Annotated in this window: 20 protein-coding genes and 1 pseudogene; 15 read left to right on the top strand and 6 right to left on the bottom strand. The window is 61.8% G+C overall.

The genetic code is table 11. From position 1 onward, the window contains the following. Positions 1-36 precede the first annotated feature (36 nt). Positions 37-312, bottom strand: a complete 276-nt coding sequence (locus A6V37_RS03165) for a XapX domain-containing protein (protein WP_064266148.1) — start codon at positions 310-312, stop codon at positions 37-39. A gap of 281 nt (positions 313-593) precedes the next feature. Here A6V37_RS03165 and A6V37_RS03160 point away from each other — a divergent pair, with 281 nt between their 5' ends. The 7 genes from A6V37_RS03160 to A6V37_RS03130 all read left to right on the top strand — a co-directional run bounded on the left by A6V37_RS03160 (position 594) and on the right by A6V37_RS03130 (position 7,280). Then, positions 594-1,280, top strand: a complete 687-nt coding sequence (locus A6V37_RS03160; RefSeq protein WP_064266147.1) for a hydrolase — start codon at positions 594-596, stop codon at positions 1,278-1,280. Between the two features lie 201 nt (positions 1,281-1,481). Then, entirely contained in the window at positions 1,482-1,649 is a 168-nt protein-coding gene (locus A6V37_RS03155) for a DUF1427 family protein (RefSeq protein WP_064266146.1), read from the top strand. A gap of 37 nt (positions 1,650-1,686) precedes the next feature. After that, the gene (locus tag A6V37_RS03150; RefSeq protein WP_064285774.1) at positions 1,687-3,588 is read left to right on the top strand and encodes an amidohydrolase; all 1,902 of its coding nucleotides are present in this window, start codon (positions 1,687-1,689) and stop codon (positions 3,586-3,588) included. A 1-nt stretch (position 3,589) separates the two neighbouring features. Then, positions 3,590-4,036: a DoxX family protein gene (locus A6V37_RS03145; protein ID WP_064266144.1), complete on the top strand. Its 447-nt coding sequence runs from the start codon at positions 3,590-3,592 to the stop codon at positions 4,034-4,036. A gap of 40 nt (positions 4,037-4,076) precedes the next feature. Next, the gene (locus A6V37_RS03140; protein ID WP_064266143.1) at positions 4,077-4,991 is read left to right on the top strand and encodes a VOC family protein; all 915 of its coding nucleotides are present in this window, start codon (positions 4,077-4,079) and stop codon (positions 4,989-4,991) included. After that, the gene (locus A6V37_RS03135; protein ID WP_064266142.1) at positions 4,988-5,683 is read left to right on the top strand and encodes a YoaK family protein; all 696 of its coding nucleotides are present in this window, start codon (positions 4,988-4,990) and stop codon (positions 5,681-5,683) included. The genes A6V37_RS03140 and A6V37_RS03135 overlap by 4 nt, the downstream gene beginning before the upstream one ends. 91 nt (positions 5,684-5,774) lie before the next feature. Beyond that, a complete protein-coding gene (locus A6V37_RS03130; RefSeq protein WP_064266141.1) occupies positions 5,775-7,280 on the top strand; it encodes an alginate export family protein in 1,506 nt (501 codons plus the stop codon). Positions 7,281-7,446: 166 nt separating this feature from the next. Here the strand turns inward: A6V37_RS03130 and A6V37_RS03125 are convergent, their stop codons facing one another. The 3 genes from A6V37_RS03125 to A6V37_RS03120 all read right to left on the bottom strand — a co-directional run bounded on the left by A6V37_RS03125 (position 7,447) and on the right by A6V37_RS03120 (position 9,100). Beyond that, a complete protein-coding gene (locus tag A6V37_RS03125) occupies positions 7,447-7,800 on the bottom strand; it encodes a putative quinol monooxygenase (RefSeq protein WP_064266140.1) in 354 nt (117 codons plus the stop codon). Between the two features lie 289 nt (positions 7,801-8,089). Continuing rightward, the gene (locus A6V37_RS42740; RefSeq protein WP_278185264.1) at positions 8,090-8,221 is read right to left on the bottom strand and encodes a hypothetical protein; all 132 of its coding nucleotides are present in this window, start codon (positions 8,219-8,221) and stop codon (positions 8,090-8,092) included. A 78-nt stretch (positions 8,222-8,299) separates the two neighbouring features. Then, positions 8,300-9,100, bottom strand: coding sequence for a TetR/AcrR family transcriptional regulator (locus A6V37_RS03120; protein ID WP_064266139.1), 801 nt, complete (start codon positions 9,098-9,100; stop codon positions 8,300-8,302). Positions 9,101-9,650: 550 nt separating this feature from the next. On the opposite strand from A6V37_RS03120, the gene A6V37_RS03115 reads away from it, so the two are divergent. From A6V37_RS03115 to A6V37_RS03105, 3 genes are read left to right on the top strand one after another with little or no spacing between them, the layout of a single operon-like run. Further along, on the top strand, positions 9,651-10,715 hold the full coding sequence (locus A6V37_RS03115; protein ID WP_242665739.1) for an efflux RND transporter periplasmic adaptor subunit: 1,065 nt from the start codon (positions 9,651-9,653) through the stop codon (positions 10,713-10,715). Further along, positions 10,712-13,885, top strand: a complete 3,174-nt coding sequence (locus A6V37_RS03110) for an efflux RND transporter permease subunit (protein WP_064266137.1) — start codon at positions 10,712-10,714, stop codon at positions 13,883-13,885. Before A6V37_RS03115 ends, A6V37_RS03110 begins: the two co-directional genes overlap by 4 nt. Positions 13,886-13,887: 2 nt before the next feature. Next, positions 13,888-15,351, top strand: a complete 1,464-nt coding sequence (locus A6V37_RS03105; RefSeq protein WP_064266136.1) for an efflux transporter outer membrane subunit — start codon at positions 13,888-13,890, stop codon at positions 15,349-15,351. Between the two features lie 414 nt (positions 15,352-15,765). On the opposite strand, the gene A6V37_RS03100 is transcribed toward A6V37_RS03105, so the two are convergent. After that, on the bottom strand, positions 15,766-16,521 hold the full coding sequence (locus tag A6V37_RS03100) for a TetR/AcrR family transcriptional regulator (RefSeq protein WP_064266135.1): 756 nt from the start codon (positions 16,519-16,521) through the stop codon (positions 15,766-15,768). 192 nt (positions 16,522-16,713) lie between these two features. On the opposite strand from A6V37_RS03100, the gene A6V37_RS03095 reads away from it, so the two are divergent. The 5 genes from A6V37_RS03095 (at position 16,714) to A6V37_RS03075 (ending at position 23,562) form a co-directional block, all read left to right on the top strand. Further along, entirely contained in the window at positions 16,714-18,342 is a 1,629-nt protein-coding gene (locus tag A6V37_RS03095; protein ID WP_064266226.1) for a bifunctional 3-(3-hydroxy-phenyl)propionate/3-hydroxycinnamic acid hydroxylase, read from the top strand. A gap of 13 nt (positions 18,343-18,355) precedes the next feature. Further along, a complete protein-coding gene (locus A6V37_RS03090) occupies positions 18,356-19,426 on the top strand; it encodes a VOC family protein (protein ID WP_064266134.1) in 1,071 nt (356 codons plus the stop codon). Between the two features lie 34 nt (positions 19,427-19,460). Further along, positions 19,461-20,417 (top strand): fumarylacetoacetate hydrolase family protein, encoded by a 957-nt coding sequence (locus A6V37_RS03085; RefSeq protein WP_064266133.1) that lies wholly within the window; start codon positions 19,461-19,463, stop codon positions 20,415-20,417. Next, positions 20,414-22,435, top strand: coding sequence for an acyl-CoA synthetase (locus A6V37_RS03080; protein ID WP_064266132.1), 2,022 nt, complete (start codon positions 20,414-20,416; stop codon positions 22,433-22,435). Before A6V37_RS03085 ends, A6V37_RS03080 begins: the two co-directional genes overlap by 4 nt. Positions 22,436-22,821: 386 nt before the next feature. Continuing rightward, complete coding sequence (locus tag A6V37_RS03075) at positions 22,822-23,562, top strand: OmpW/AlkL family protein (protein ID WP_064266131.1); 741 nt, start codon at positions 22,822-22,824, stop codon at positions 23,560-23,562. 186 nt (positions 23,563-23,748) lie between these two features. Here A6V37_RS03075 and A6V37_RS40410 read toward each other — a convergent pair. Then, positions 23,749-23,940, bottom strand: a pseudogene (locus A6V37_RS40410) (methyl-accepting chemotaxis protein); the annotation flags it as partial. Positions 23,941-24,516 lie beyond the last annotated feature (576 nt).

Raw genomic sequence — 24,516 nt, 5'->3', positions numbered from 1 at the left:
GATTGCGCAGCGCGCAATGGTGTGCAGGACGATGAGTCACGATGGGTGCTTGTCCTTGGCGGCTGCATCGGCAACGTGACCGCCGGGCAGTGGGCCGAACATGTGCTGGCTGCATTTCGCTTCGCTCCATGCCGCCTTGAGCTTGACGCCCAATAGCATTCGACGTGCGACGGGAAGAATCTGCTCGCCGGCCAGAATGCCGAGCAGGCCCGCCAGCGCGACGGTGGGCGGGGCTGGCGACTGCACGCCGATCGCGCTGTAAACGATGCCGGCAAGAATGCCGGCAAGGAACGAGAAGAGATACGGTTTCATGATGCGAGTCTCCCTGACTTGACGGTCGGACGGCGACAGGCACTGCGCAACAGATGGTTCAAAGGTGTTTCGGGTCCGATCGAGTAAGGGCAGAGTAGTTAAGTTCACTTAAAGGTGCAATTCTCGGAATCGTACTCAATTTTTGGGGTGTTCTTTCGCCGGCTTTGGTATTAAATATTAAGGCTGGTTGACGTATGCCCCAGCGCAATGGATCTCGGACTCCTCGCGCTCACGCCGGCGAGGGGGCCTTCATTTTCTCCGCATTGAAGGAGATACACGTCATGAGCAATCCGAAGCTTGAAGTACTCACCCCGCAGAACAGCCAACTCATCTTCATTGATCAGCAGCCGCAGATGGCCTTGGGCGTGCAGTCGATCGACCGCCAGGTGCTGAAGAACAACGTTGTCGCGCTGGCCAAGGCGGCCAAGGTGTTCAAGATTCCGACCATTATCACGACCGTCGAATCGGAAAGCTTCTCGGGGTTTACCTATCCCGAACTGCTCGACGTGTTTCCGGGCATGAAGCTCCTCGAGCGCACGTCGATGAACTCGTGGGACGACCAGAAAGTGCGTGACGCGCTGGCCGCGAACGGGCGCAAGAAGGTGATCGTGTCGGGTCTGTGGACGGAAGTCTGCAATGCGACATTTTCGCTCAGCGCGATGCTCGAAGGCGGCTACGAGATCTACATGGTGGCCGATGCGTCGGGCGGCACGTCGAAGGACGCTCACGATTTCGCGATGCAGCGCATGATCCAGGCGGGCGTCGTGCCGGTCACGTGGCAACCGGTCATGCTCGAATGGCAGCGCGACTGGGCACGCCGCGAGACCTATGACGAAGTCATGGCCATCGCGAAAGAACACTCGGGCGCATACGGTATGGGCATCGACTATGCCTACACGATGGTCCACAAGGCGCCGCAGCGCACGGCTACGCCGCATGAGGCGCTGCCGGCCGTGCCGGCGAAGTAAGACGCGCCTGTCGAGAAGATTGCGCACCGCCGCGACGCGCGCGGTGCGTTAAGCCCGGCCCGAACGACGTTGGGGCATTCAGGAGCACGACGCCGTGGAGTTCGAGCGCTTTGACGCAGGCGCCACGCTGTCACAGATCCTGACTTCGCCGAGCAACTGAACCGCCCTGTTCCCCTTATGGATTTATCAGAGAGTAATCATATGGAACCGTATCTGGTGTCACTGGGTGCGGGCGTACTGATAGGCGTGATCTACAGCGTGATCAAGGTCCGTTCGCCCGCCCCGCCACTCATTGCCCTCATCGGCTTGCTGGGCATGGTGATCGGCGTGCAGGCCATTCCGACACTGCGGCGGTTGTTGGGCTTCTGATTGAACTGAGCAAAGTGAGCACAGGGAGGAAACGCACATGAGCGCTACCGGCACCCAACCCGATCTAGTTTTGCATAACGGACGGTTCACGACGCTGGACCGTTCGAACCCGGTCGCCTCCGCGGTGGCCATGGCCGATGGCCGCTTCGTCGCGGTCGGCAGCGATGCCGACGTGATGCCGCTTGCGGGCGGCTCGACCCGGGTCATCGACCTGGGCGGCCGGGCCGCGCTGCCGGGCCTGATCGACAATCACCTGCATCTGATCCGCGGCGGCCTCAACTTCAACATGGAGCTGCGCTGGGACGGCGTGGGCTCGCTCGCCGTGGCGATGGAAATGCTCAGGCAGCAGATCGCGATCACGCCCGCGCCACAATGGGTGCGCGTGGTGGGCGGCTTTACCGAGCATCAGTTCGAGGAGAAGCGACTGCCGACCATCGAGGAACTCAATGCGGTCGCACCCGATACGCCCGTGTTCATCCTGCATTTGTACGACCGGGCGCTGCTCAACGCGGCCGCGCTGCGCGTGGTCGGCTATACGAAGGACACGCCGGAGCCGCCGGGAGGCAAGATCCTGCGCGATGGCGCGGGCAATCCCACCGGCCTCCTGCTTGCGAATCCGAACGCATCGATTCTCTACGCGACGCTCGCCAAAGGGCCGAAGCTGCCGCCCGAGTATCAGTACAACTCGACGCGCCATTTCATGCGCGAACTCAACCGCCTTGGCGTGACCGGCGCGATCGATGCGGGCGGCGGCTCGCAGAACTTCCCGGAGGATTATGAGGTTATCCGCAAGCTGCATGAAGCGGGCGAGATGACGGTGCGAGTCGCCTACAACCTGTTTACGCAAAAGCCGAAGGCCGAGAAGGAAGACTTCGTGAATTGGACCAGCACGTCCCGCTATCACGACGGCACGGACTACTTCCGCCATAACGGCGCGGGCGAGATGCTCGTCTATTCGGCTGCCGACTTCGAGGACTTTCGCGTGGCGCGACCCGACATGGCGCCCGAGATGGAGGGCGAACTTGAAGGTGTGGTGCGCGTGCTCGCGCAGAATCGCTGGCCGTGGCGGTTGCACGCTACGTACGACGAAACCATCGGCCGCGCGCTCGACGTGTTCGAGAAGGTGAACAAGGACATTCCGCTCGCCGGCCTCAACTGGTTCTTCGATCATGCGGAAACCGTCTCCGAGCGTTCGATGGACCGTATCGCGGCGCTCGGCGGCGGCATCGCGGTGCAGCACCGGATGGCTTACCAGGGCGAGTACTTCGTCGAGCGCTATGGCGCGGAGGCGGCGCAAGCCACGCCGCCAGTCGCGAAGATGCTGGAGAAGGGCATCAAGGTCTCCGCCGGCACCGACGCGACGCGCGTTGCGTCGTACAACCCCTGGGTGTCGCTCGCGTGGCTGGTGACCGGCAAGACGGTCGCGGGCCTGCGGATGTATCCGCAGCGCAACCTGCTCGATCGCGAGACGGCCCTGCGCATGTGGACCGAGTACGTCACCTGGTTCTCGAACGAAGAAGGCAAGAAAGGCCGCATCGCGGTCGGCCAGCTCGCGGACCTGATGGTGCCGGACCGCGACTACTTCGCGTGCGCCGAGGACGACATCGCCGGCACCACCGCGTTGCTCACAGTGGTGGGAGGCAAGATCGTCTGGGGCGCGGGCCCGTTCTCGCAGCACGATGCGCCGATTCCGGCGGCGATGCCGGACTGGTCACCGGTGCGGAAGTACGGCGGCTTTGCCGGCTGGGGGCGCGGGGACGCAAGTCAGCGCAGCGAAGGCGCGCCGCTTCAGCGTGCGGCTGCCACGGCGTTGTGCGGGTGCGCGAGCGCCTGCAATCTGCATGGCCACGCGCACGCGCTCGCATGGGACCGCGCGTTGCCGACCGTAGACGCGAAGGGCTTCTGGGGCGCGCTCGGTTGCTCCTGCTGGGCCATCTGACATGACGGCATGGTCCGGCCGCAGCAACCCGGCGTGGGTCCGCGCGCTGCTTGCGCAGCCATGGGTCGGGCCGCTCGTGCGCCTCGCGCTCGTGTCCGCGTGGCTGGTCGGCGGCTTTAACAAGGCGCTGCATTTCGACAGCGCCATCGCGGAGCAGGCGCATTTCGGCCTGCACCCGCCCGCGCTCTGGGCGGCGCTCGCGGTCGCGATCGAGATCGGCGGATCGCTATGCGTCGTATTTCGCCGCTTCACGTGGATTGGCGCGGGCGGCCTGGGCGTGCTGACGGTCGTCGCCATGCTGGTCGCCAATGACTTCTGGAACCAGACCGGCGCTGCGCGCTTCATGGCGCTCAACAGTTTTTTCGAGCATCTGGGATTGATCGCGGCGCTCGTGCTCGCGACCATGCTCGGCGACGCCAAAGGTGCGGCCGGCGAAAGCCACACCTGATTGATCAGACAGCACGATGAAACAACAAGGAAATACGGTCATGAACACGATTCGCTCTGCTCTGCTCGCCGTGATGATCGCGAGCAGTTTTGTCGCCGCGCCAGTTGCATTCGCGACACCACCCAAGCAGGCGGTCCTGCCGCCGTACGTCGCAGTCGGTCCGCAATACGATACGACGCACGTGTACGTTGCGGCGGACGACTTTGATCGCTTCGCCGACAGCTTCGTGGCAACGTTTGGCGGCAGCAAGTCGAAGCAGGGCGTATTCCAGGTTACACCAACGCCGAGCCAGACGATTTCGCAGCTCGTGTTTACGCCGTCGGGCACGATTTCCGTGTTCGGCTTCAAGACGCCCATTCCGTATCCCTTCGGCGAGGAGCGCACCGGCTACCTCGTGACCGACATGGACGCGGCGATGAAGTCCGCGAGCGCACTCGGCGCGGACGTGATCGTCGATACGTTCCCCGATCCGATCGGCCGCGACGCCATCATCTCGTGGCCAGGCGGCCTCAAGATGCAGCTCTACTGGCATACCCAGGCGCCACATTACGATGCGCTGCAAACCATTCCCGAGAACCGTGTCTATGTGTCGCCGCAAAACATGCGCAAGCTGGTTCACGCTTTCGTGAAGTTCTCGCACGGCAAGGTTGTGTCCGATGTCGCCAATGCGCCCGGTATCGAGATTGGCCGGCCGAACGACACATATCGCCGCGTTCGTATCGAATCGGGCTTCGGCAAGATGACCGTGCTCGTGACCGATGGCCGTCTGCCCTATCCGTTCGGGCGGGAAGTGACGGGCTACGAAGTGCCGAATCTTGCCGCAACGCTGGAGAAGGCGAAGGCCGCGGGCGTGCAGGTGCTCGTGCCGGCGTTTACTTCGGACGGGCGCGACGCCGCGATCGTCGAGTTCCCGGGCGGCTATATCGCCGAGATTCACGCGAAATCGGCGCAATGAAATCCGAAGATACGATCCTCGCCGCGATCGCCGGCTTTGTCGATACGCTGAGTTTCGTCGCGCTGTTCGGGCTGTTCACCGCGCACGTGACGGGAAACTTCGTGCTAATTGGCGCCGGCATTGCGGGTTTTGGCCGCGGCGTACTCCTGAAGCTGATTGTGTTTCCCGCGTTCATCGGCGGAGTGGTCGTCAGTGCCATGCTCATACGGTCGTTGTCCGAACAGCATGCGCGCCACGGCGCGCGCCTGCTTCATGCCGTTCAGGCCGTGCTCATGTTCGGCTACTGCCTCGCCGGCGTCTGGGCGACGCCAATCAGCCAGCCTGAAAGCCTTTCGGTGACGGTGGCCGGTATCGTCGGCGCGTTCGCGATGGGCATGCAGAACGCGCATCCGAAGCTCATCAAGCGCTCCAGCGTGCCCAGTACCGTGATGACGGGCAACGTCACGCAAGCAATCCTGGACGTGGTCGACATGCTCTCGGCGGGCACCACCGAGAGCATGCGCGCAACGGCGCGCGCAAGGTTCGCGACGATGATGCCCGCCATCGTTGCATTCGCGATCGGCGCGGCGGTTGGTGCATTGGGTTACCGCTACGCGGGATTTTGGGCGCTGATTGCGCCGGCGTGCGCGCTTGTCGTGCTCGCATTGACCACTGGAGAACAGGAGCGCGCCGTCACGCCAGGGCACGCCTGATATGGCGGGCCAGCGGAAACGGCCTCAGCTTCGCCCGCCGTCGTGACCGGCGGATAGAGATAATCCCACGCGGACAATGGCGAGGGGAATCATGGTGTCGACTGCAATGCGCGGGCATCGATTCGAAAAGGCCACCCATGTCGTGGCCTTCACGGGTCTTTTGCTGACGGCTGCGGACGCGGTCTTCGCGGATCCGGCCGCGCAACCCGCAACCGCAATGAGCCTCGCGGCGGATGCCGCCGATACAGCAGCGCCTGCGAGCGGTGGCACAGCGGCAGGCGCCTGCACTGCGAAGCGGCCCGTCGTCATGTTCAACCGCTGGCAGGAAGACTGGTCCGTGCTCGCGAATCCGTGCGTGCCGCGCGAACCGCTCGACGGCCTCAAGTACATTCCGCTCGGCGGCGACCCTGCATCTTATCTGTCACTCGGCGTGAATATGCGCGAGCGCGTCGAAAGCAATAACGCTTCGCTGTTCGGCATCGGCACGCAGTCGGATACGTATCTGATCCAGCGCGTCGAGGTTCATGCCGACGCGCATCTCGGCGAGCACTGGCAGTTTTTTGTGCAGATCGAGGATGCACGCGCGTGGGGCAAGAACGTGGTCACGCCGGTGGACAAGAACCCGCTCGATCTCGAACAGGCGTTTGTCACCTACACCGGCGCGCTCGGCGGCGGCACCTTCAAGTTTCGTGTCGGCCGCCAGGAAATGGCGTTCGACCTGCAGCGTTTCATTTCTGTGCGTGACGGCCCGAACGTGCGCCAGGCGTACGATGCCGTCTGGGCCGACTACGAATATCAGAAGTGGCGCTTTATCGCCTACGCGACGCAGCCCGTGCAGTACCGCGACGCAACCGTGTTCGACGACGTCTCGAATCGCGGCCTCACGTTCAGCGGCGTGCGTTTCGAGCGCCAGTCCGTAGGACCGGGCGATCTGTCCGGCTACTGGTCCCGCTACAACCGCAGCAACGCGCGATTCCTCGATGCAAGCGGCGCCGAGCGCCGCGATGTCTGGGATTTGCGCTACTCCGGCACACAAGGTCGCTTCAATTGGGACTTCGAAGGAATGCTGCAGACCGGAACGGTGGGAGACAACACGATATTCGCGTGGGCGATCGGCTCGATCGCCGGCTACAAGCTCGATATGCCCTGGTCGCCGCAAGTTGCCGTGCAGGTCGACGCGGCTTCAGGCGACCGGCACCCGCACGACGGAAGAATCGAAACCTTCAACTCGCTGTTTTCAAACGGCTACTACTTCACGCTCGCGGGCTATACGGGCTATGCGAACCTCATTCATATCAAACCGTCCATCACGCTCAAGCCGACGGCCAGTCTCGCGCTGCTCGGCGCGCTCGGCTTCCAGTGGCGCGAGACTACCGGCGACGCCGTGTATCAGCAGGCGAATCAGGCTGTACCCGGCACGGCGGGCAGGGGCAGCCTGTGGACGGGGATGTATGTGCAGTTGCGCGCTGACTGGACGATTGCGGCGAACCTCATCGGTGCGATCGAAGCCGTGCATTTCCAGGTGGGGAATTCGATTCGTCAGGCGGGCGGGCACAACGCCGACTACGCCGGCATCGAGCTCAAGTACGGGTGGTAGGTCACCCAATTTTAATGGGTAAGCTGGCTAGTCCGCGGTTGACCGTTGCAAGTATGCACGGCCGAGACCCTAAAGAGATATTGCTACCGCTGCGCTCGGAACGTAACACGGGCCAGTTTAATACCCGCTACCTCCCTCCCGACCTTAAGCCCAGGAGCCGATCCCGTCACCTGACAAAGCCATCGGTTCGCGTCATATAAATCGGATGGAAGTCGGCGTTCGCCTTCTTGAACTCGTCCGAGGGCGTGCCATAGATCACCCAGCGAGTGAGCTTGGCCACAGCGAAGAACTCCTCCGACAATGGGACGAAGCTTTCCGCTTGGTGGAACAGCGCTGCCTTCGAATCCGAGTAGCGTTCGAAGATGTCAACCGTCTTCTGGTCGTCCGCGATGTTGAACTCAAATTGCAGCGCGCCCGGCTCCTTCTCTGTCTCGGCCACAAGCTTTGGTATCAGCGGCGTGAACTTGTCCATCTGATCGACGGTAACGGTGAAAACCCAGTACACCTGTTCGCTCTGCATCACTGCCTCCATGGTACGGTACCTCAAGGCTCACGCGACGCAGACAACCGGCGCAACTGCCAACTGCGGTATTGGACCATAGTCCAATAAGAGTAGCGGCCGCGATGCTCGCGCTCAGGCCCGCTGGCACTGGAACTGCGCAACCCGTTTTCGCATGGCCGCGCGTCGTTTCAGTATATGTGCGATCTGGCAGGCGGCTAAACGATGTGGGCGTGTAAGCCGGAACCGCCGATATTTCGTCGGAAAACGTTATGAGGGACGTTTCCGGTTACTACGCCTACTCGCCTTGTCACTGACCTTTCCACGCGTCGAGCAGTTCACGGTGCAGGCGCGCATGGCGTGCGAGGTCAGCTCGCACGAGTTCGTTGAGCGTGCGTGACGCGACTGTATGGCACGCACCGAACGGCAGTACGCTCGACACATCCGTTATTCGTCCGGGATGCAGTCATTGTTCTTCTGCGGGCTTGTCCGAGAACTGGCAACTATCCGAAATGCTCGATCAGCAGTTCAGTGAGGACTCGAACCTTTCGAGCAGGATGCGATCCTGGCGGCCAGACGACAAAGATGCCGGCTTACCCGGTAACGGCAACCGCGCAATGCTCTCAGCCTCCGCGCGCTTGATTCCAAGTGCCTGTAGCACGACCGTCGCAGCGCGCTCCGCGAAGTTCTGTTCTCCGAGTCCAGTCTCCTTCTGCCGCTGGACCGCTGGTGTGACGGAGGCGGAAAAGTGCAACTCAGCGGCGATCGCCGCGAAGATGATCCCCGTAACGGAAATGAGACACAGGAAGTGATCCGGGACGACAAAGCGTCGCGCGGAAATGCCAGTTTGACTATCGCGCAGCAGTCGCTGACCGAGACCCCAGTTCAGCGCATGCACCGAAAAACCTTCGCGGATCAGGAGCTGTCCCCACACCGGCTCGCGGCGGGCGCGCATCAGCGTATGGCGCACACAGACCGCGACCACTTCGGCCGGGTCGGAAAGTCCGCTGGCCAGACGGTCAAGCGAATCGGCGAACTCCTCGAACACCCACTCGACGAGCGCGGCGAAGATCCCTTCCTTCGATTCGAAGTGGTTGTAGAAGGAGCCGAAACCGACGTCGGCGGCCTCGGTAATGTCGTTGATGGCCACTGAACCTATCCCTTTTTCAGCCACTAGCCTGAGCGTCGCGTCGAGCAGGCGGGTACGAGTCTCCCGCTTGCGGCGGACGCCGCGCGGCTGGCGCCCCTGGGTCGCCTCGGCAGGGGCTGGCAGCTTTCGTGTGCGCTGCCGAGTTGCACGGGAGTTCGGGGTATCAGGCATCTCGGGTCCAGGTTTCTGTAGCGGTGTATTGTAGATTTTTGCGTCATGATTGACAATATCATCAGTTATGGGATGTAATGTCACTGTCGCGAGCGGATCAGCGACCGCATGGACAGACGAATTGAGTCGCGACGGTGCCTGGAACAGGGTGTTACAGCGCTGAAGACGAGTCGTCCACTGCCGTTCCGATCCATGAGCGCCGGGCTCGCGACGAGGATCTCTTTGACGCTCGTTCTCTAGCTGTTTCGTGGGGAGTGGCCGCGTGCGCTGACGAAGTATGAAGAGTTGCAAGCGGTTTGTATCAGACGCAGCGAGTAGGAATACTAAGTTACAGGCATGCCGGATCGAGCGCTCCCGCGCTTCGCAAAGCATGCTGTCAGACACACCGTGTCTTCCGATGCCTCGCCCATTTTATTGCTGGACCATCATTTGCCTTGTAAACATCGTGAAACTTTTCGGTCTTAGCGCGCAGACGCTTGCGCGTTCCTTCCTGCCGTCCGTTGTCCGGTCATCGCTCCGAGGACGTCTTCTGATTGTGGTTTGCGGCGCAATGCTGGTAGCGGCCTGCCACCAGCGCGAAACCGTCGCTCCCGAGCCCAAGCCCGTCGTCGCAGTCACGGTTCATCCAGACGGGCGTACAGCGAGCGCCTCGTTGCCGGCTCAGATACAGGCGCGGTATTCGACACCTCTTTCGTTCAGGGTTGGAGGCAAGGTCACCGAACGGCGGGTGCGCATCGGCGATACCGTCAAGGCGGGACAGACCGTTGCGCTGCTCGACCCTACCGATCTGCGCAATAACCTGGTCAACGCGCGCGCGCAGCTCGACGCCGCCGAACATCGTCTCTTGTACGCCAAACAGCAGCTCGACCGCGACCGCGCTCAGGCGCAGGCAAACCTGATCGCAACGGCGCAGCTGGAGCAGACCCAGGACGCCTACGCTTCCGCCCTCGCGCAGCGCGATTCGGCGCTCGCCCAAATGGCGCTCGCCACGGATCACCTGCGCTACGCCACGCTCACGGCGGACCACGACGGCGTCATCACGTCGGAGGACGCAGACACCGGCCAGAACGTTCAGGCAGATCAAGCCGTCTATCACCTCGACTGGACTGGAGACGTGGATGTTGTCTGCGACGCGCCCGAGCGGACGCTTGGTGCATTGACCGTTGGCAGCAATGCGCGCGTAAGCCTGTCTGCGCTGCCTGGTAAGACCTTCGAGGCGCGCGTGCGCGAGGTGTCACCGGCTGCCGACCCGCAAAGCCGCACCTGGCGCGTGAAGCTCACGCTGGCCGCGCCGAGCCCCGAAGTTCGCCTCGGCATGACGGCAAATGTCACATTCGACGCCGTCGGCGACGCGCCAGCGGCGCGTTCGTTCGCGCTGCCTGAAACGGCGCTTTTTCACAAGGGCGAGGACCCCGCTGTGTGGGTCGTGCGCACCGGTAGCGACACCCTTGAGCTGCGCCCTGTCAGCATCGCGCGCTACGACGAGCGCACGGTCTCCGTCACGGGCGGCCTGCACGACGGCGACCGCGTCGTGATGCAGGGCGTGCACGCAGTGAGCGCAGACCAACATGTACAGGTGGTGGCCCCGTTGCATCCCGAGGATTTTTCGTCATGAACGCACGCGACCGTGAAACCGCGTGTGACAGCGCGCCCGTCACCCCGTCCGACGCCGAGGTACATGGCGAAGGCGGCTTTAATCTCTCCGCGTGGGCGTTGCGCCATCAGCAGCTCGTGATCTTTCTGATCGGGCTTGCAACCCTGTTCGGCGTGATCGGTTATACGCAGCTTGCGCAGTCGGAGGACCCGCCGTTCACTTTCCGGACCATGGTGGTCAAGACTTACTGGCCGGGCGCGACCGCCCGCGAGGTGCAGGAACAGATCACGGACCGGATCGGCCGTCAGTTGCAGGCGGCGCCGTACGTCGACAACATCAAGAGTTACTCGCGGCCCGGCGAGTCGATGATCTTCTTTGCAATGAAGGACTCGGCCCCGGTCAAGGAAGTCCCCGAAACCTGGTACCAGGTGCGCAAGAAAGTGGGCGACATCGCCGCGACGCTCCCCAAGGGGACGGTTGGACCGTTTTTCAACGACGAGTTTGGTGACGTCTACACGAACATCTATGCGCTTGAAGGCGACGGCTTTACGCCTGCGCAACTGCGCGACTACGCGGACCAGTTGCGCACCATCCTGCTGCGCGTGCCCGGCGTCGCCAAGGTCGACTACTTTGGCGACCCGGACCAGCACATTTTCGTCGAGATATCGAATGCGGAGCTGATGGGGCTCTCTATCACGCCGCAGCAGCTCGCCCAGGCAATTGACGCACAAAATACCGTTGCGCCCGTTGGCACCATTGCGACGGCGGACGACCGGGTGTTCGTGCGACCGAGCGGCGCGTTCAAGGACGTGCAGGCGCTCGCCGACACGCTCATCACCGTGAACAAACGGACTTTCCGGCTCGGTGACATCGCGAAGATCACACGCGGCTACGACGATCCGCCCGCCACCCAGATGCGGGTCGGCGGACAGGCAGTGCTCGGTATCGGCGCGACGATGCAAAAGGGCGGCGACGTGATCAGCCTCGGCAAGGCGCTCGACGCGAAAACCGCCGAACTGCAGGCGGCCATGCCGGCGGGACTCAAGCTGGCTCCCGTCTCGAGCATGCCTCACGCGGTCAAGCACTCCGTGGACGAGTTCGTAAAGTCGGTCGCCGAAGCGGTAGCAATCGTGCTGGTCGTGAGCCTCGTTTCGCTCGGCCTGCGCACCGGCATGGTCGTCGTGATCTCGATTCCGATCGTGCTCGCCGTGACGGCGCTGTGCATGCATGTGTTCAATATCGGGCTGGACCAGGTCTCCCTTGGCACGCTCGTGCTCGCGCTGGGGCTGCTCGTCGACGACGCGATTATCGCTGTCGAAACGATGGCGGTGAAACTCGAGCAGGGGTGGACTCGCACGCGCGCCGCGGCCTTTGCCTACACGAGCACGGCATTCCCTATGCTGACCGGCACGCTCGTGACCGTATCGGGCTTCCTGCCGATCGCACTCGCGAAGTCGAGCACGGGCGAATACACGCGCTCGATCTTCGAAGTGTCGGCCATTGCGCTGATCGTATCGTGGTTCGCGGCCGTCGTGCTGGTCCCCTTGCTGGGCTTCCACATGCTGCCCGAGCACAAGAGCCACGAGAGTGGCGGGCACCATCACGAGCACGATGTTTACAACACCGGCTTCTACCGGCGCCTGTCAGGGTGGGTCTCGTGGTGTATCGAGCGTCGCTGGGCAGTGCTCGGTGTCACTGCCGTGCTTTTTGCGATTGCGATGGTGGTCTTCACGCGCGTGCCGCAACAGTTCTTCCCCAACTCTGAACGGCCAGAGCTGCTCGTGGACCTGCGCTTGCCGGAAGGCGCTTCGTTCGAGGCGACGCTGCGTGAAGCGAAGCACCTGGAAAAGGCGCTCGACGGCAATCCCGGGATCGACCACTTCGTCGACTTTGTGGGCACCGGAGCACCGCGCTTTTACCTGCCGCTCGACCAGCAGCTTCAGCAGCCTAACTTTGCGCAGTTCGTAATCACGGCAAAAAGCGTCGAAAACCGCGAAGAGTTGATGCGCTGGTTCGATGCCAAACTCGGGCGAGAGTTCTCCGGCGTGCGCACGCGTGTGGCGCGACTCGAGAACGGTCCGCCCGTGGGTTTTCCGATCAAGTTTCGGGTGAGCGGCAACGATATTGCAACCGTGCGCTCGATTGCCGAAACGGTCGCCGGGAAGGTCCGTGCCGACTCCCGCACACGCAATGTCCAGTTCGACTGGGACGAGCCGGCGGAACGGTCGATCTCGTTCGAGATCGATCAGAGCAGGGCGCGTCAGCTTGGCGTCACGTCGGAGGACGTATCGAACTTCCTGGCCATGACGCTCTCGGGATACACAGTCACCCAGTACCGTGAGCGGGACAAGCTGATCAACGTCGATCTGCGTGCGCCGAAGAGCGAGCGTGTTGATCCCGCGCAACTCACGAGCCTCTCGATTCCGACGCCGAACGGCCCGGTTCCGCTCGGTTCCCTCGGACGCGTTCGGGACGCGCTCGAGTATGGGGTGATCTGGGAGCGCGACCGCCAGCCGACGATCACCGTGCAGGCTGACATTCGGGGTGACGTGCAGGGCATCGACGTGACCCGCGATATCGAGCACGCGCTCGCCGGGGAACACGCGAGACTGCCGGTGGGTTATCGCATCGAAGTAGGCGGTGCGGTCGAAGAAAGCGCGAAAGGCCAGACCTCGATCAACGCCGAGATGCCGCTCATGATCATCGCCGTGCTGACGCTCCTCATGATCCAGCTCAAGAGCTTCCTGCGGACGTTTATCGTCGTGCTGACAGCTCCGCTCGGACTGATCGGCGTCGTGGCCGCGCTGCTCCTGTTCGGCAAGCCCTTTGGTTTCGTCGCGTTGCTCGGCGTGATTGCCATGTTCGGCATCATCATGCGCAACTCCGTGATCCTGGTCGACCAGATCGACCAGGACATCGCGGCGGGGCAGGGGCGCTTCGACGCGATTATCGGTGCAACCGTGCGGCGTTTCAGGCCGATCATGCTGACGGCCGCAGCCGCGGTGCTCGCCTTGATTCCGCTCTTGCGTTCAGCTTTCTTCGGGCCCATGGCGACCGCGCTGATGGGGGGTATCACGATCGCCACGGGACTGACCATTTTCTTCCTGCCGGCACTCTATGCGACGTGCTTCAAGGTCCGGCGCGACGAGTGCGGGATGCAGCCGGTTGTCGTCGAGCATACGGAGATCTGATCATGAAGCTTGCCTATAAGACATCCGTTCTCGCAGTGGCGACGGCGCTCGCGCTGACGGCCTGCTCGTTCGGCCCTAGCGGCGAGCCGCCGGCGATGCCTTCACCCGAGCACTACGGGGCGCAGGCGCAGCCCTCGAAGACGGTTGCCGCAGGCGGTATTGCGCAGCAGTTCGATATCGGCTCGACGGCCGTTCCGCAGTGGTGGCGGCTTTACCGGTCCGACGCGCTCGATGCACTCGTCGACGAAGGCCTGCGCAACAGCCCGACGCTTGCAGGTGCGCAGCGAACGCTCGCGGCCGCGCAAGAGGGACTGCGCGCTCAGGTCGGCTCATCCACGCTGCCGTCAGTCGACGGTGTCGCCCAGGTTGAACGTGCGCGTTCACCCGTCGTGCCGGGGCTCGGCCCTGAGCAGGTGCAGTACAACTTTTTCGCCGGGCAGCTTCAGGCGCACTACACATTCGACTTATTTGGCCAGACGCGCTACGCCAACGCGGCGGCTACCGCTCGCGTGAATGTGCAGGGGTATGAACTGGAAGCCGCCCGACGCGCGCTTGCCGCCAACATCGTCGCCACTGCGATCAATGTGGCGGCGCTCGATCGACAGATCGCGCTCACCGAACGGCTCGTCGCCGTGGCGAGCGAAACCGCAAACGAGGATCAGCAACGGTACGCGCTCGGATCCATTTCGCACGTGCAGGCGCTCAACTCGACGGAGGATGCAGAATCGATTGCGGCGAGTCTTCCGGCCTTGCGCCAACGGCGCACCTCAGCGGTCCACGCGCTGGCGGTACTGATGGGCCGGACGCCGGATAATGCACCGACCGTTCCCGACCTCGATAGCCTGGCGTTGCCAGACCATGTGCCCGTCGTGGTGCCGTCGGACCTCCTGCGTTCGCGTCCGGACATTCAGGCAGCCGACGCCGCCGTGAAGGCCGCCGCGGCCGACGTTGGCGCTGCGACCGCGCAACTCTTTCCGAGTCTGTCGCTGACGGCCTCGATGGGGCGCGGCGGCTTTAGCTGGCCCGCCATGCTCTCAGGTGCGGGCGGGCTCTGGGCGATCGGTGCGGGCCTGTCGCAGCCGCTCTTCCATGGAGGGGCGTTGTTCGCGCAGCGCAGAGCCTCGATCGATACCTACGATGCGGCGGTTCTGCATTACAAATCGACAGTCCTGTCGGCATTCCAGGATGTCGCGGATTCGCTTGCCGCGCTGGACAACGACGCGCAGGCGCTGGCATCTACCGAAGGAGCGGCACAGGCATCCCATGCGGCATTCGACGAAACGACGTCGCGCGCCCGCTTGGGTTCCCTGCCGTCATCGGCACAGCACGCAAGCGAGCAGCGATTTCTCAATGCACAGCTTGGCGCCGTACGCGCCGGGAGCCACCGCATGAGCGATACCGCCGCACTGTTCCAGGCGATGGGCGAATTGCCAGCCGATCCGCCGCACGTGACGTCAAGAGAATGACCTTGATTCCGTTAGGTCGGGGAGAGCGTCACGATGAACCAGGCCGCTCTCCAGTGCCAGATCAGTTCGTTATGCAAGAAAGAGGGTGCGCCGTTGGCTAACGGAATTGAGCCGGCGCTACCGCCTGCATCGGATGGCATCGAAATTTCGCTTGTCGCGTGCCAGTATGGAACATCCGAATCTGATTGCCTGCGAGGAGTGCGATCTGCTATTCCGCAAACGTCCACGGCTGGGAGGGTTGGTTGCGCGTTGCACGCGCTGCGGAGCGGGTCTGAAAGGCATGCATCGCGTCGGCGGTTGAATGGAGTCCAGACCCCGAAACAGATTGATAGACAAGGCCAGCCAGAAAGCACCGTTGCTCATCGTGCTGAGGCGATGACTCCAATTCCGTCACTTACCTTATCGTCGCCCGCCTCAATCCCCATCGACTTCAACCTCAACGAGCGGTAACGCTCGCATTGCAATCTTCTCCGCCTCCGCGCGCTTGAGCCCGAGTGTTTGCAGAAGCGTTGCTGCCGTGCGCTCGGCGAAGTGCTCTCCGCTGAAGCCAAGTTCGTCGAGCAAATGCGCCGCCGGTGCTCCCGGCGCGACGAAATTCAGTTCGGCTGCAACTGCCGCGAGCACCGTGCCGCCCACCGAAAGAAAGCCGATGAAGGGGTCGGCGACCATAAAGCGCTTGGCGGCGATGCCATTGCCGATATCCCGCAGCAGTCGCTGACCCAGCCCGCGGCTCAGGACGCCCGCTGAAAAGCCTTCGCGTATCAGGAAGCGTCCCCAGACGGGATCGCGCCGCGCACGCATCAGGGTATGGCGCACCGAGACGGCGATCACTTCAGCGGGGTCGGACAGGCCCCCGGTGAGGCGATCGAGCCTGTCGCCGAACTCCTCGAACACGTTGTCCACAAGCGTCGCGTAGATGGCTTCCTTCGACTCGAAGTGGTTGTAGAACGATCCGAAGCCGACGTCGGCGGCCTCGGTGATTTCGTTGATGGCTACACCTTCCATGCCCTTTTCGGCCATCAGCCTGAGGGCAGCATCGAGCAGGCGAGCGCGCGTCTCGCGCTTGCGACGGGCACCGCGCGGCTCGCGTTCTTCGGGAGCGGCAACCGGGGAGGCTGGCGCCGCACGGGTAGGACGCTTTGCTGTCGGGCGATTTGAGGTGTTCGGCATGATCGGTCCAGTTTTGGCCATACCGAAGTATAGATTCTATTGTCTATGTTGACAAAACAATCATCTATGACTTTAATGTCACTAACGGCGCACCTAGCGTCGGTCTAACAAACAACAGACGGAGTGACTGTGGAGACAGCAGCAAAAGATGGATCCGCGCCGTGCAGTCGGCATGGTGAGGGTCGTGCGCCGATCGGGGCATATCCGTCGGCCGTAGATGTTTTAGTGGTGGGTTGCGGACCGGTGGGGGCCACGATTGCGAATCTGTTGGCACGACACGGAGTGAACGTGATGGTTGTCGACAGGTCGACTGAGATATTCATGGCGCCCCGTGCGATCGCGCTCGATAACGAAGCGCTGCGCATCCTTCAGCTTGCCGGCGTTGCGGAGAGTGATTTCGAGACGATTGCCATACCGCACGTTCGCATGAGGTCGCCCATGCTGGGACTGTTCGGCAGGGTGAATTCGCTTGGCAGCCTGGATGGTCATCCGAAGCTCGTCACGTTCTACCAGCCAGACCTGGAACGGTGCCTGCGCGCCCGGCTCGAGACATACGACTGTGTGCATATCGCGTTGGGGGTCGAGCTCAAGAGCTTCACGGAGGAACGGGATCTTGTCGTCGCATCATTAGATCTTGGCCAGGGGCGCACCCACGCGGTACGGGCCCGCTATCTGGTCGGCGCGGACGGGGCGAGTTCATTGGTACGCCAGCTCATCGGGCAGGAATTCAAGGGCAAGACGTTCGCTGAGGACTGGCTGATCGTCGATGCCCGCCACGTACCGCGTCCGATCGATCACATCGAGTTCATCTGCGATCACCGTCGGCCGATCCCACATATGGTCGCGCCTGGCGGCCGCGAACGCTGGGAATTCATGCTCCGGCCTGGCGAGCGTCGCGAGGATATGGAATCCGAGACGCGTATCCGCGAGTTGCTTTCGCCCTGGGGCAATCTGGAAGACATGATCATCGAGCGCAAGGCCGTGTATCGCTTCCATGCGCGCGCTGTCGATGCGTTCAGCAAGGGGCGGGTGTTCCTGGCGGGCGACGCGGCCCACATCACGCCCCCATTCGTCGGGCAGGGGTTGGTCGCAGGTCTTCGGGACGCCGCTAACCTTTGCTGGAAGCTCGCATGGGTGGTGAAGGGACGTGCGAATCCAGCGATTCTGGATACCTATGACGAGGAGCGGCGCCCCCACGCGAAGGCGATGATCAACCTCGCGAAGTTTATGGGCAAGCTCGTCATGCCCCGGAGCAGGGGCGTCGCCTTATTGACTCACGGGTTGATGCGTCTGTCGAGACTGGTACCGCGCTTGCGCGCGCAATTCGAGGAGCTGCAGATCAAGCCGAAGAATGCATTTCTTCGGGGACTGTTCGTCCAGGGCCGCTCGTCGACGAAGCTTGTTCGTGGTGCTGTCATCGCGCAAGGCTGGGTGAGAGGTTCGGATGGCACCACGCGTCTGAGCGACGACGTGTTCGGGCAGGGCCTCACGCTGATCGGGTTTGGCGTGGATGCGGCGGCTGTGCTCGAGCACGCGACGGCCGCAGCGTTTGCACGTGCCGGAGGGCGCATTGTCCAGATTGCCCATCGGGGGCAACGGCTGCATCTTGCCCCGCGCGACAGATGGGAAGACCTCGAAGGCGTATTTCTTCCCGGGCTGGTGCCCCTCGGGTGGGCTGCCGTAATCCGGCCAGACAAGACGATTGTCCACGATGGCCCGGCCACCGATGCAAACCGTATCGTGCGCGAGAGTCTTGCCTTGCTGGGTAATCCCTTGAGCGTGCGGACACCGGAAGCCGAAACCGCTATTCGAACCGCCTGATTTCTTATCCGTTATGAAACTGACCACTGCGCAGCCGGCTCGTCATCCCAACCCCACGACGAAAGCATCGGCATTGACCTACCTGATATTCGATCGGCCGGATCTTGTGAAAGCCGAGCAATTTCTCAATGATTTCGGGCTACAAACCGTATCGCGCGGTGAAGCACTATTGCTTCTGCGGGGAACCGGTGCTTCGCATTTCTGCTATGTCGTCCGGAAGGCGCCGAAATCCCGGTTCGTCGGTTTTGGACTGCAGGTCGACAGCAGGGCCGATCTTGATGCGCTTGCAAAGCTGCCTGGCGCGTCTGAGGCCGAACGGTCGCCCTTGCCCGGCGGCGGCTATATCGTACGGTTGACCGACCCTTCCGGGTTTCGCGTCGATGCAGTATGGGGCCAGGCGCCAGTTTCGACGCTGTCCCATCGGCCGCCATTGTCGTTCAACTCCGTGGATGGGGCCGTCAGGATTAACGGGACGCAGCGACCGCCCGAGTGCGCGCCAGAAGTTATCCGGCTCGGGCACGTCGTGCTCGAACTTGCCGACTATCAGGAAACCTGCGCATGGTATACGCAGCATTTCGGTTTGATCCCGAGCGATGTGCAGGTGCTTCCCGATGGCTCGCCCGTCGTCGCGTTCATGCGGCTCGATCTGGGTGACAAGCCGACCGATCACCATACGCTGGCGCTTGCACAAGGCTTTCTACCCACCTACAGCCATAGCGCGTACGAAGTCGTCGATGCCGACGCGGTCGGCATGGGCCAGCGCGTCCTGCGCGAGAAGGGCTGGACGCACGCGTGGGGGATCGGCCGCCATATCCTGGGCAGCCAGATCTTCGACTACTGGCAGGACTCGTGGGGCGACAAGCACGAGCATTATTGCGACGGCGATCTCTTTACGGCCGATGCGCCAACCGGCGTCCATGCCGTGAGCCGTGAGGCGATGGCGCAATGGGGACCGACAATGCCGCGCAGTTTCACGAAGCCCAAATTCACGCCTGCGAGCATCGTGGCGCTCTTCAGGAACCTGCGCCGCAGCCCCGACCTGACGCTGAGCAAGCTGCGCACGCTGGCAAAGATTTTCGCCTGAACCAATCCCTTCCATAGAATCCGGAGATCGAAAAATGACACTTCACGTTCTGCACTATTTGCATCAAGGCCGCGCCCGATGGGGCGTGGTCGCTAATGGCGCTATCACGCCGATTCCCGGCGAGTTCAAGTCGACTGCCGAGTTTATCGAGGCCAATTCGGTTGAACGGCTGCTGGTCCTAGGCGGTCCGACGATTCCCGAGTCGGAGGTGCAATGGTTGTCGCCCGTGACTGCCAACCAGCAGTTCATCTGCCAGGGCGCGAATTATCGCCAGCATATGATCGAGTCCGGCATGGACCCGGATGTGAAGAAATTCAACATGATCTTCACGAAGGCGACGAGCTGTATCGTTCCGGCCGACTCCCCCGTGGTGAAGCCGAGTGAGGTGCGTTTCCTCGACTACGAGATCGAACTCGGTCTCGTCCTCAAACGCGACATTACGTCACGCGAAACTGTCACCGAGGAGAATCTGCACGAGTACATCGCCGGTGCTGTGATCGTCAACGACTATTCCGCGCGCGATGTCCAGATCCCGCAAATGCAGTTCTACAAGGGCAAGAGCTATCGCACATTTGGCCCTGTCGGTCCGTACCTGTGCCTGCTGGAGAAACAGGATGTTCCGAAGCTGAAGGAGCTTGTGCTGACGCTGACGGTCAACGGAACTGTTCGCCAGAATGACTCCACAGCGGGCCTCGTCTACGGACCGGCAGAGACCTTGACGGAGCTTTCAGGCGTACAAGACCTTCACGCCGGGGACCTGCTCGCAACCGGCACACCCTCCGGTTGTGCCCTGAGCATTCCGTCACCGGAAAAGATGCGTGCCGCGGCTCAACTGCCTGAAGCGGAAAAATGGCGTCTGTTCCTGAAAATGCAGGAGGAAAGGCCGCAGTACCTGCGCGTGGGCGACGTCGTGGAGGCACAGATCGCCAGCTATGACGGCTCGATTAATCTGGGGGTGCAGCACAACGTCGTTATGGAAGAGGCGGCATGAAAAGCGTCGCAAGCGTACACGATGTCCTTGCCATTGAAACGCAGGGGCACCCGGCGGATCTTCCGTCGAGTACCTACGAGATGATCTGTCGGGGCGCCGCCATCAATCCATCGGCACCCGCACTTTCGTTCTTTGCAACAGCCGACGAACACCGGAGCGCCGAGTGTTGGACTTACAGTGAATTCGTGCGCGATGTCACGCGCACCGCGAATATGCTTGCGCGTCTGGGAGTACAGCGCGACTCGGTGGTCGCATACGTTCTGCCCAACCTCCCCGAAACGCACTTTGTGATCTGGGGCGGCGAGGCCGCCGGGATTGTCTGCGCGATCAATCCGCTGCTTGAGAGTGAAGCCATCGGCGAACTGCTCAACGCCTCAGGCGCGAGCGTGCTCGTAGCCCTGGCGCCGTTTCCCGGAACCGACCTTTGGCAGAAGGTGCACGCGGTGCTGCACAGGCTCCCTTGCCTGCAGCATCTGGTGCTCGTGAATCCGGCCGACCGCATGCCGGGCGAAAAGGGATTCGCGGCCCGGGCTCTTCAGCGTGGCGAGTGTTCAAAACTGTACGGGCCTGGCGGCGTTCACAGTGCCGTTCCTTCGCATATCGGCATCCACGATTTCGGCACAGCCATCGCGAAAGAGTCCGGAGTGGCGCTCAGTAGCACGCGTCGAACGAGCACCGATGATGTATCGTCCTTCTTCTGCACGGGGGGCACCACCGGACTGCCGAAGATTGCGGTTCGGCGGCACGGCAACGAAGTGGCCAATGCGTGGAACGCGGGTCAATTCTTCGGCGAAAGCATTGGTCCGGGGAAAACGATTTTTTGCGGACTGCCGCTTTTCCACGTCAACGCCGTGATGGTGACAGGTCTGCTGGCGTTCTCGCGTGGTGCCCACGTCGTGCTCGGCACACCGCAAGGGTATCGGGGCGAGGGCCTTGTAAAGCGCTTCTGGGAAATTGTCGAGCATTACCGCATCAACTTCTTCAGCGCTGTTCCGACACTCTACGGATCGCTACTGGACATTCCTGTCGGCGAGCACGATATCAGCTCGCTCGAGTATGGCCTGTGCGGCGCCGCCCCGATGCCGGTGGAATTACTTCGCACTTTCCAGGATCGTACAGGGATAAGAATCCTTGAGGGCTACGGCCTCACGGAAGGTACCTGCGTTAGCAGCGTGAACCCTCCGCTTGGCGAGCGCAGGGTCGGTTCGATTGGTCTTCGTCTGCCCGGTCAGGCGATGAAAGCAGTGGTGGTCGATGAAACCGGCCGGTATGTGCGGGATTGCGTTGCGGATGAGGTCGGTCAACTGATTATCTCCGGTCCAAACGTGTTCGTTGGCTATACCCGGCCGGAGCAGAACAGTGGCATCTGGATGGAAGGTGGTGAGGGCGAACTCTGGCTCAATACTGGCGATCTCGGACGCTGCGACCCCGAAGGTTACTTCTGGCTCACCGGCCGGCAGAAGGAACTGATTATCCGGGGCGGACACAACATCGACCCTGCGGCAATCGAGGAAGCACTGCATCGCCATCCCGCAGTCCAGATCGCCGCAGCTGTAGGGCGCCCCGATATGCATGCGGGCGAGTTGCCGGTCGCCTATGTCCAGCTAAAGCCAGGCACAACCACCACCGAAGCGGAATTGGTCGAGTTTCTGCGTCACGAGATCCACGAACGCGCAGCGTTGCCAAAGGGGATACGGATTGTGGACGCGATGCCGCTGACGGGCGTCGGCAAAATCTTCAAGCCGGCGCTCAAACGGAGCGAAACGGAAGACGCCCTAAAGTCGGCCCTTGTAGAGGCTGGCGTCGAGGATGCAACCGTTATCCTCATTGATGACACCTCGCGCGGGATTTCACTCTACGTGAAACTTGCCGACCCCGCGTTCGAAGCGTTGGCGACTTCCGCGCTCGGGTGCTTTCCATTCGCATTTTCGATCTCGGCCGCCGCAAGGCCAGCACGGGCGGAGCAACCGACGGGGACGGACCCGGCAGCAATTGGTGTGCCCAGCAGGCCAACGTGAGAGGAGCCACGATACCAAAGTGACGCGTTCGGTCATGCGCCCGCATTAAAGGTTAATCAGACATACGTGCAGGGATGCCGTGATTCAAATGCCTGCCGGTGTCTATAGATTAGAACACCTAATGGTTTGGAGGGCGAGAGGATGAGCAGTGCATCAGAAAGGTCTTTGCGTTCGCAGGTTGAAAAACGGCTCGGACCGACTTCTTCGACGCCGGTGCGTGTTCCCGCCCGAGACAGAACGCCTGGCAATGCACGCTTACTCGAGTCCGGGGCTGTCGGAGTAGGCGACGTAGCTATACGAAAGGTGGACAACAACCAATTGAGCAGTTCGAAAAGAAACACCACTGATTCATAAAAATTTCCAAACAAAGAGGCAGGAGAAGAGACATGAGGAATTACAAACGCGCGTTCGGTTCGGTCGGTATGGCGGCTTGCATCTGCTCGGCTGGGCTTATCGACAATGCCAATGCGCAGTCGGCCGGCAGCATAACGCTGTCGACAGGATGGCTTCACATTGCGCCGCAGGGCAACGCAACGCCACTAACTGTGGAAAGCATTGGCGGCGTAGCGGTGAATCAGCAGCTAGCCGGTACCGGGGCGCATGCCAGTTCAACGGACACGGCGGGAATTACCACGGAGTACTATGTCACAGACAACATTGGTGTCGCCACGCTTTTTGGTCTACCAATGAAGGTGAATCTGATTGGCGACGGGACGCTACAGAAGTATGGCAAGCTCGGCACGACAAGGCCGATGCCGCCCGCTATCGAACTTCGATACCACCTGTTTTCAGCCGAATCGAAATTCCGTCCGTTCGTCGGACTTGGCGTGAACTATACGTGGTTCACCCAGGTTCGCGAGACCAATAGCCAGTTTGTCACCGATAGCTTGGGTCCCGGTGGTTCGACACACGCGACACTCAGTTCATCGTGGAATCCGGTATTCGAGATCGGGGTAAATTACGCGATTGCAAAACACTGGTCTGTCGGAGCCTCTGTCAACTATATGCCGGTGAAGACCAAACTGACGCTATACGGACAGACCGCGGCTGGAACGCAGATCGTTTCCAGATCGACGCTCCGTCTCAATCCGGTTACCGTCTTTGTGAACGTCGCCTATACGTTCTAACGCGCACAGGTCGTCGAAGCGTCAGTCGAGAGGTCTGAACGCTCATCGAAGACACGGACGTTATGTTTCGCCACCGGGCTGCGGTCCGCGACTTAGCAGTCGATTACAACGCGTTGCGACACTCCGTGGCTGTAATGGCGCCCGGCGTTGCCGGGTCTCTGACCCACGGCCCCCCATGACCGCGTTCGCGAGCGACGAGCCGTCCCGGATCATCTGCACCGATGCGTTAATCAGATCCTTGATTTCCTTCGCCGCGCTGGACGAACGCTGGGCGAGGCTACGCACCTCGCTCGCGACGACGGCGAAGCCGCGTCCCTGTTCACCCGCCCGGGCCGCCTCGACGGCCGCATTCAGCGCGAGGATATTGGTCTGGAATTGATCCGCCGACTGCTTGAGCATTTGCTCCGCACGTTCATGAGTAAAGTCCACATAGTCGTTGGGCGCCTTAATCAAGGCCGAAAGCAACGGCCTGCATTTGATGCCAATTTCTGCAATGGCTGTGTCACGCTGATTATTCAGGGCAAGCCGGTAAATTTCCTGGGCCACCGGACGGTAACGCGCTTCGACGCGCGGGAGTTCAGACGCCAGGGATCGTGCCTTGTCACTCATGTCGGAAGCGTTAGCCACCATGGCATTGAATTTCTCCAGGTTATCCTCCAATCGGTGGAGGTCTACTTCTCGCAATAGCCGTGAGATGTATGGATGAGGTGGCAGAAGATGTGGCATTCCTGTGCCGAATGTCTGACATGATTCGTGGACGGCAAATACTGGACCAGACGCAGCCTACAAAGCCAGGCATAATGTTCAGACATCAACGCTCGACGACAGCGCCATGTCAGTGCTGGGTGATACGGCCATTGGGACCGGTTCAGCGCGCTCTGCACCGTCAAGTTTGCTGGGGAACTAAGCCTCCTTGAAATGCAGGTCGGTCGGATCAGCGCGGAATTCTCGTGG

Origin of the sequence: Paraburkholderia ginsengiterrae, assembly GCF_001645125.1 — a bacterium.
In the GTDB taxonomy this organism is placed as follows: domain Bacteria; phylum Pseudomonadota; class Gammaproteobacteria; order Burkholderiales; family Burkholderiaceae; genus Paraburkholderia; species Paraburkholderia ginsengiterrae.
This window is presented reverse-complemented; position numbering and strand designations above follow the sequence as displayed.

What these genes read in the sequence shown, in the direction of transcription:
- A6V37_RS03135 (WP_064266142.1), top strand. Translation starts at nt 4,988, where the DNA reads ATGAAATCCGAAGATACGATCCTCGCCGCGATCGCCGGCTTTGTCGAT.
- A6V37_RS03085 (WP_064266133.1), top strand. Translation starts at nt 19,461, where the DNA reads ATGACACTTCACGTTCTGCACTATTTGCATCAAGGCCGCGCCCGATGG.
- A6V37_RS03090 (WP_064266134.1), top strand. Translation starts at nt 18,356, where the DNA reads ATGAAACTGACCACTGCGCAGCCGGCTCGTCATCCCAACCCCACGACG.
- A6V37_RS03140 (WP_064266143.1), top strand. Translation starts at nt 4,077, where the DNA reads ATGAACACGATTCGCTCTGCTCTGCTCGCCGTGATGATCGCGAGCAGT.
- A6V37_RS03130 (WP_064266141.1), top strand. Translation starts at nt 5,775, where the DNA reads ATGGTGTCGACTGCAATGCGCGGGCATCGATTCGAAAAGGCCACCCAT.
- A6V37_RS03100 (WP_064266135.1), bottom strand. Translation starts at nt 16,521, where the DNA reads ATGCCGAACACCTCAAATCGCCCGACAGCAAAGCGTCCTACCCGTGCG.
- A6V37_RS03115 (WP_242665739.1), top strand. Translation starts at nt 9,651, where the DNA reads ATGCTGGTAGCGGCCTGCCACCAGCGCGAAACCGTCGCTCCCGAGCCC.
- A6V37_RS03165 (WP_064266148.1), bottom strand. Translation starts at nt 312, where the DNA reads ATGAAACCGTATCTCTTCTCGTTCCTTGCCGGCATTCTTGCCGGCATC.
- A6V37_RS03145 (WP_064266144.1), top strand. Translation starts at nt 3,590, where the DNA reads ATGACGGCATGGTCCGGCCGCAGCAACCCGGCGTGGGTCCGCGCGCTG.
- A6V37_RS03075 (WP_064266131.1), top strand. Translation starts at nt 22,822, where the DNA reads ATGAGGAATTACAAACGCGCGTTCGGTTCGGTCGGTATGGCGGCTTGC.
- A6V37_RS03155 (WP_064266146.1), top strand. Translation starts at nt 1,482, where the DNA reads ATGGAACCGTATCTGGTGTCACTGGGTGCGGGCGTACTGATAGGCGTG.
- A6V37_RS03110 (WP_064266137.1), top strand. Translation starts at nt 10,712, where the DNA reads ATGAACGCACGCGACCGTGAAACCGCGTGTGACAGCGCGCCCGTCACC.
- A6V37_RS03105 (WP_064266136.1), top strand. Translation starts at nt 13,888, where the DNA reads ATGAAGCTTGCCTATAAGACATCCGTTCTCGCAGTGGCGACGGCGCTC.
- A6V37_RS03120 (WP_064266139.1), bottom strand. Translation starts at nt 9,100, where the DNA reads ATGCCTGATACCCCGAACTCCCGTGCAACTCGGCAGCGCACACGAAAG.
- A6V37_RS03080 (WP_064266132.1), top strand. Translation starts at nt 20,414, where the DNA reads ATGAAAAGCGTCGCAAGCGTACACGATGTCCTTGCCATTGAAACGCAG.
- A6V37_RS03125 (WP_064266140.1), bottom strand. Translation starts at nt 7,800, where the DNA reads ATGCAGAGCGAACAGGTGTACTGGGTTTTCACCGTTACCGTCGATCAG.
- A6V37_RS03160 (WP_064266147.1), top strand. Translation starts at nt 594, where the DNA reads ATGAGCAATCCGAAGCTTGAAGTACTCACCCCGCAGAACAGCCAACTC.
- A6V37_RS03150 (WP_064285774.1), top strand. Translation starts at nt 1,687, where the DNA reads ATGAGCGCTACCGGCACCCAACCCGATCTAGTTTTGCATAACGGACGG.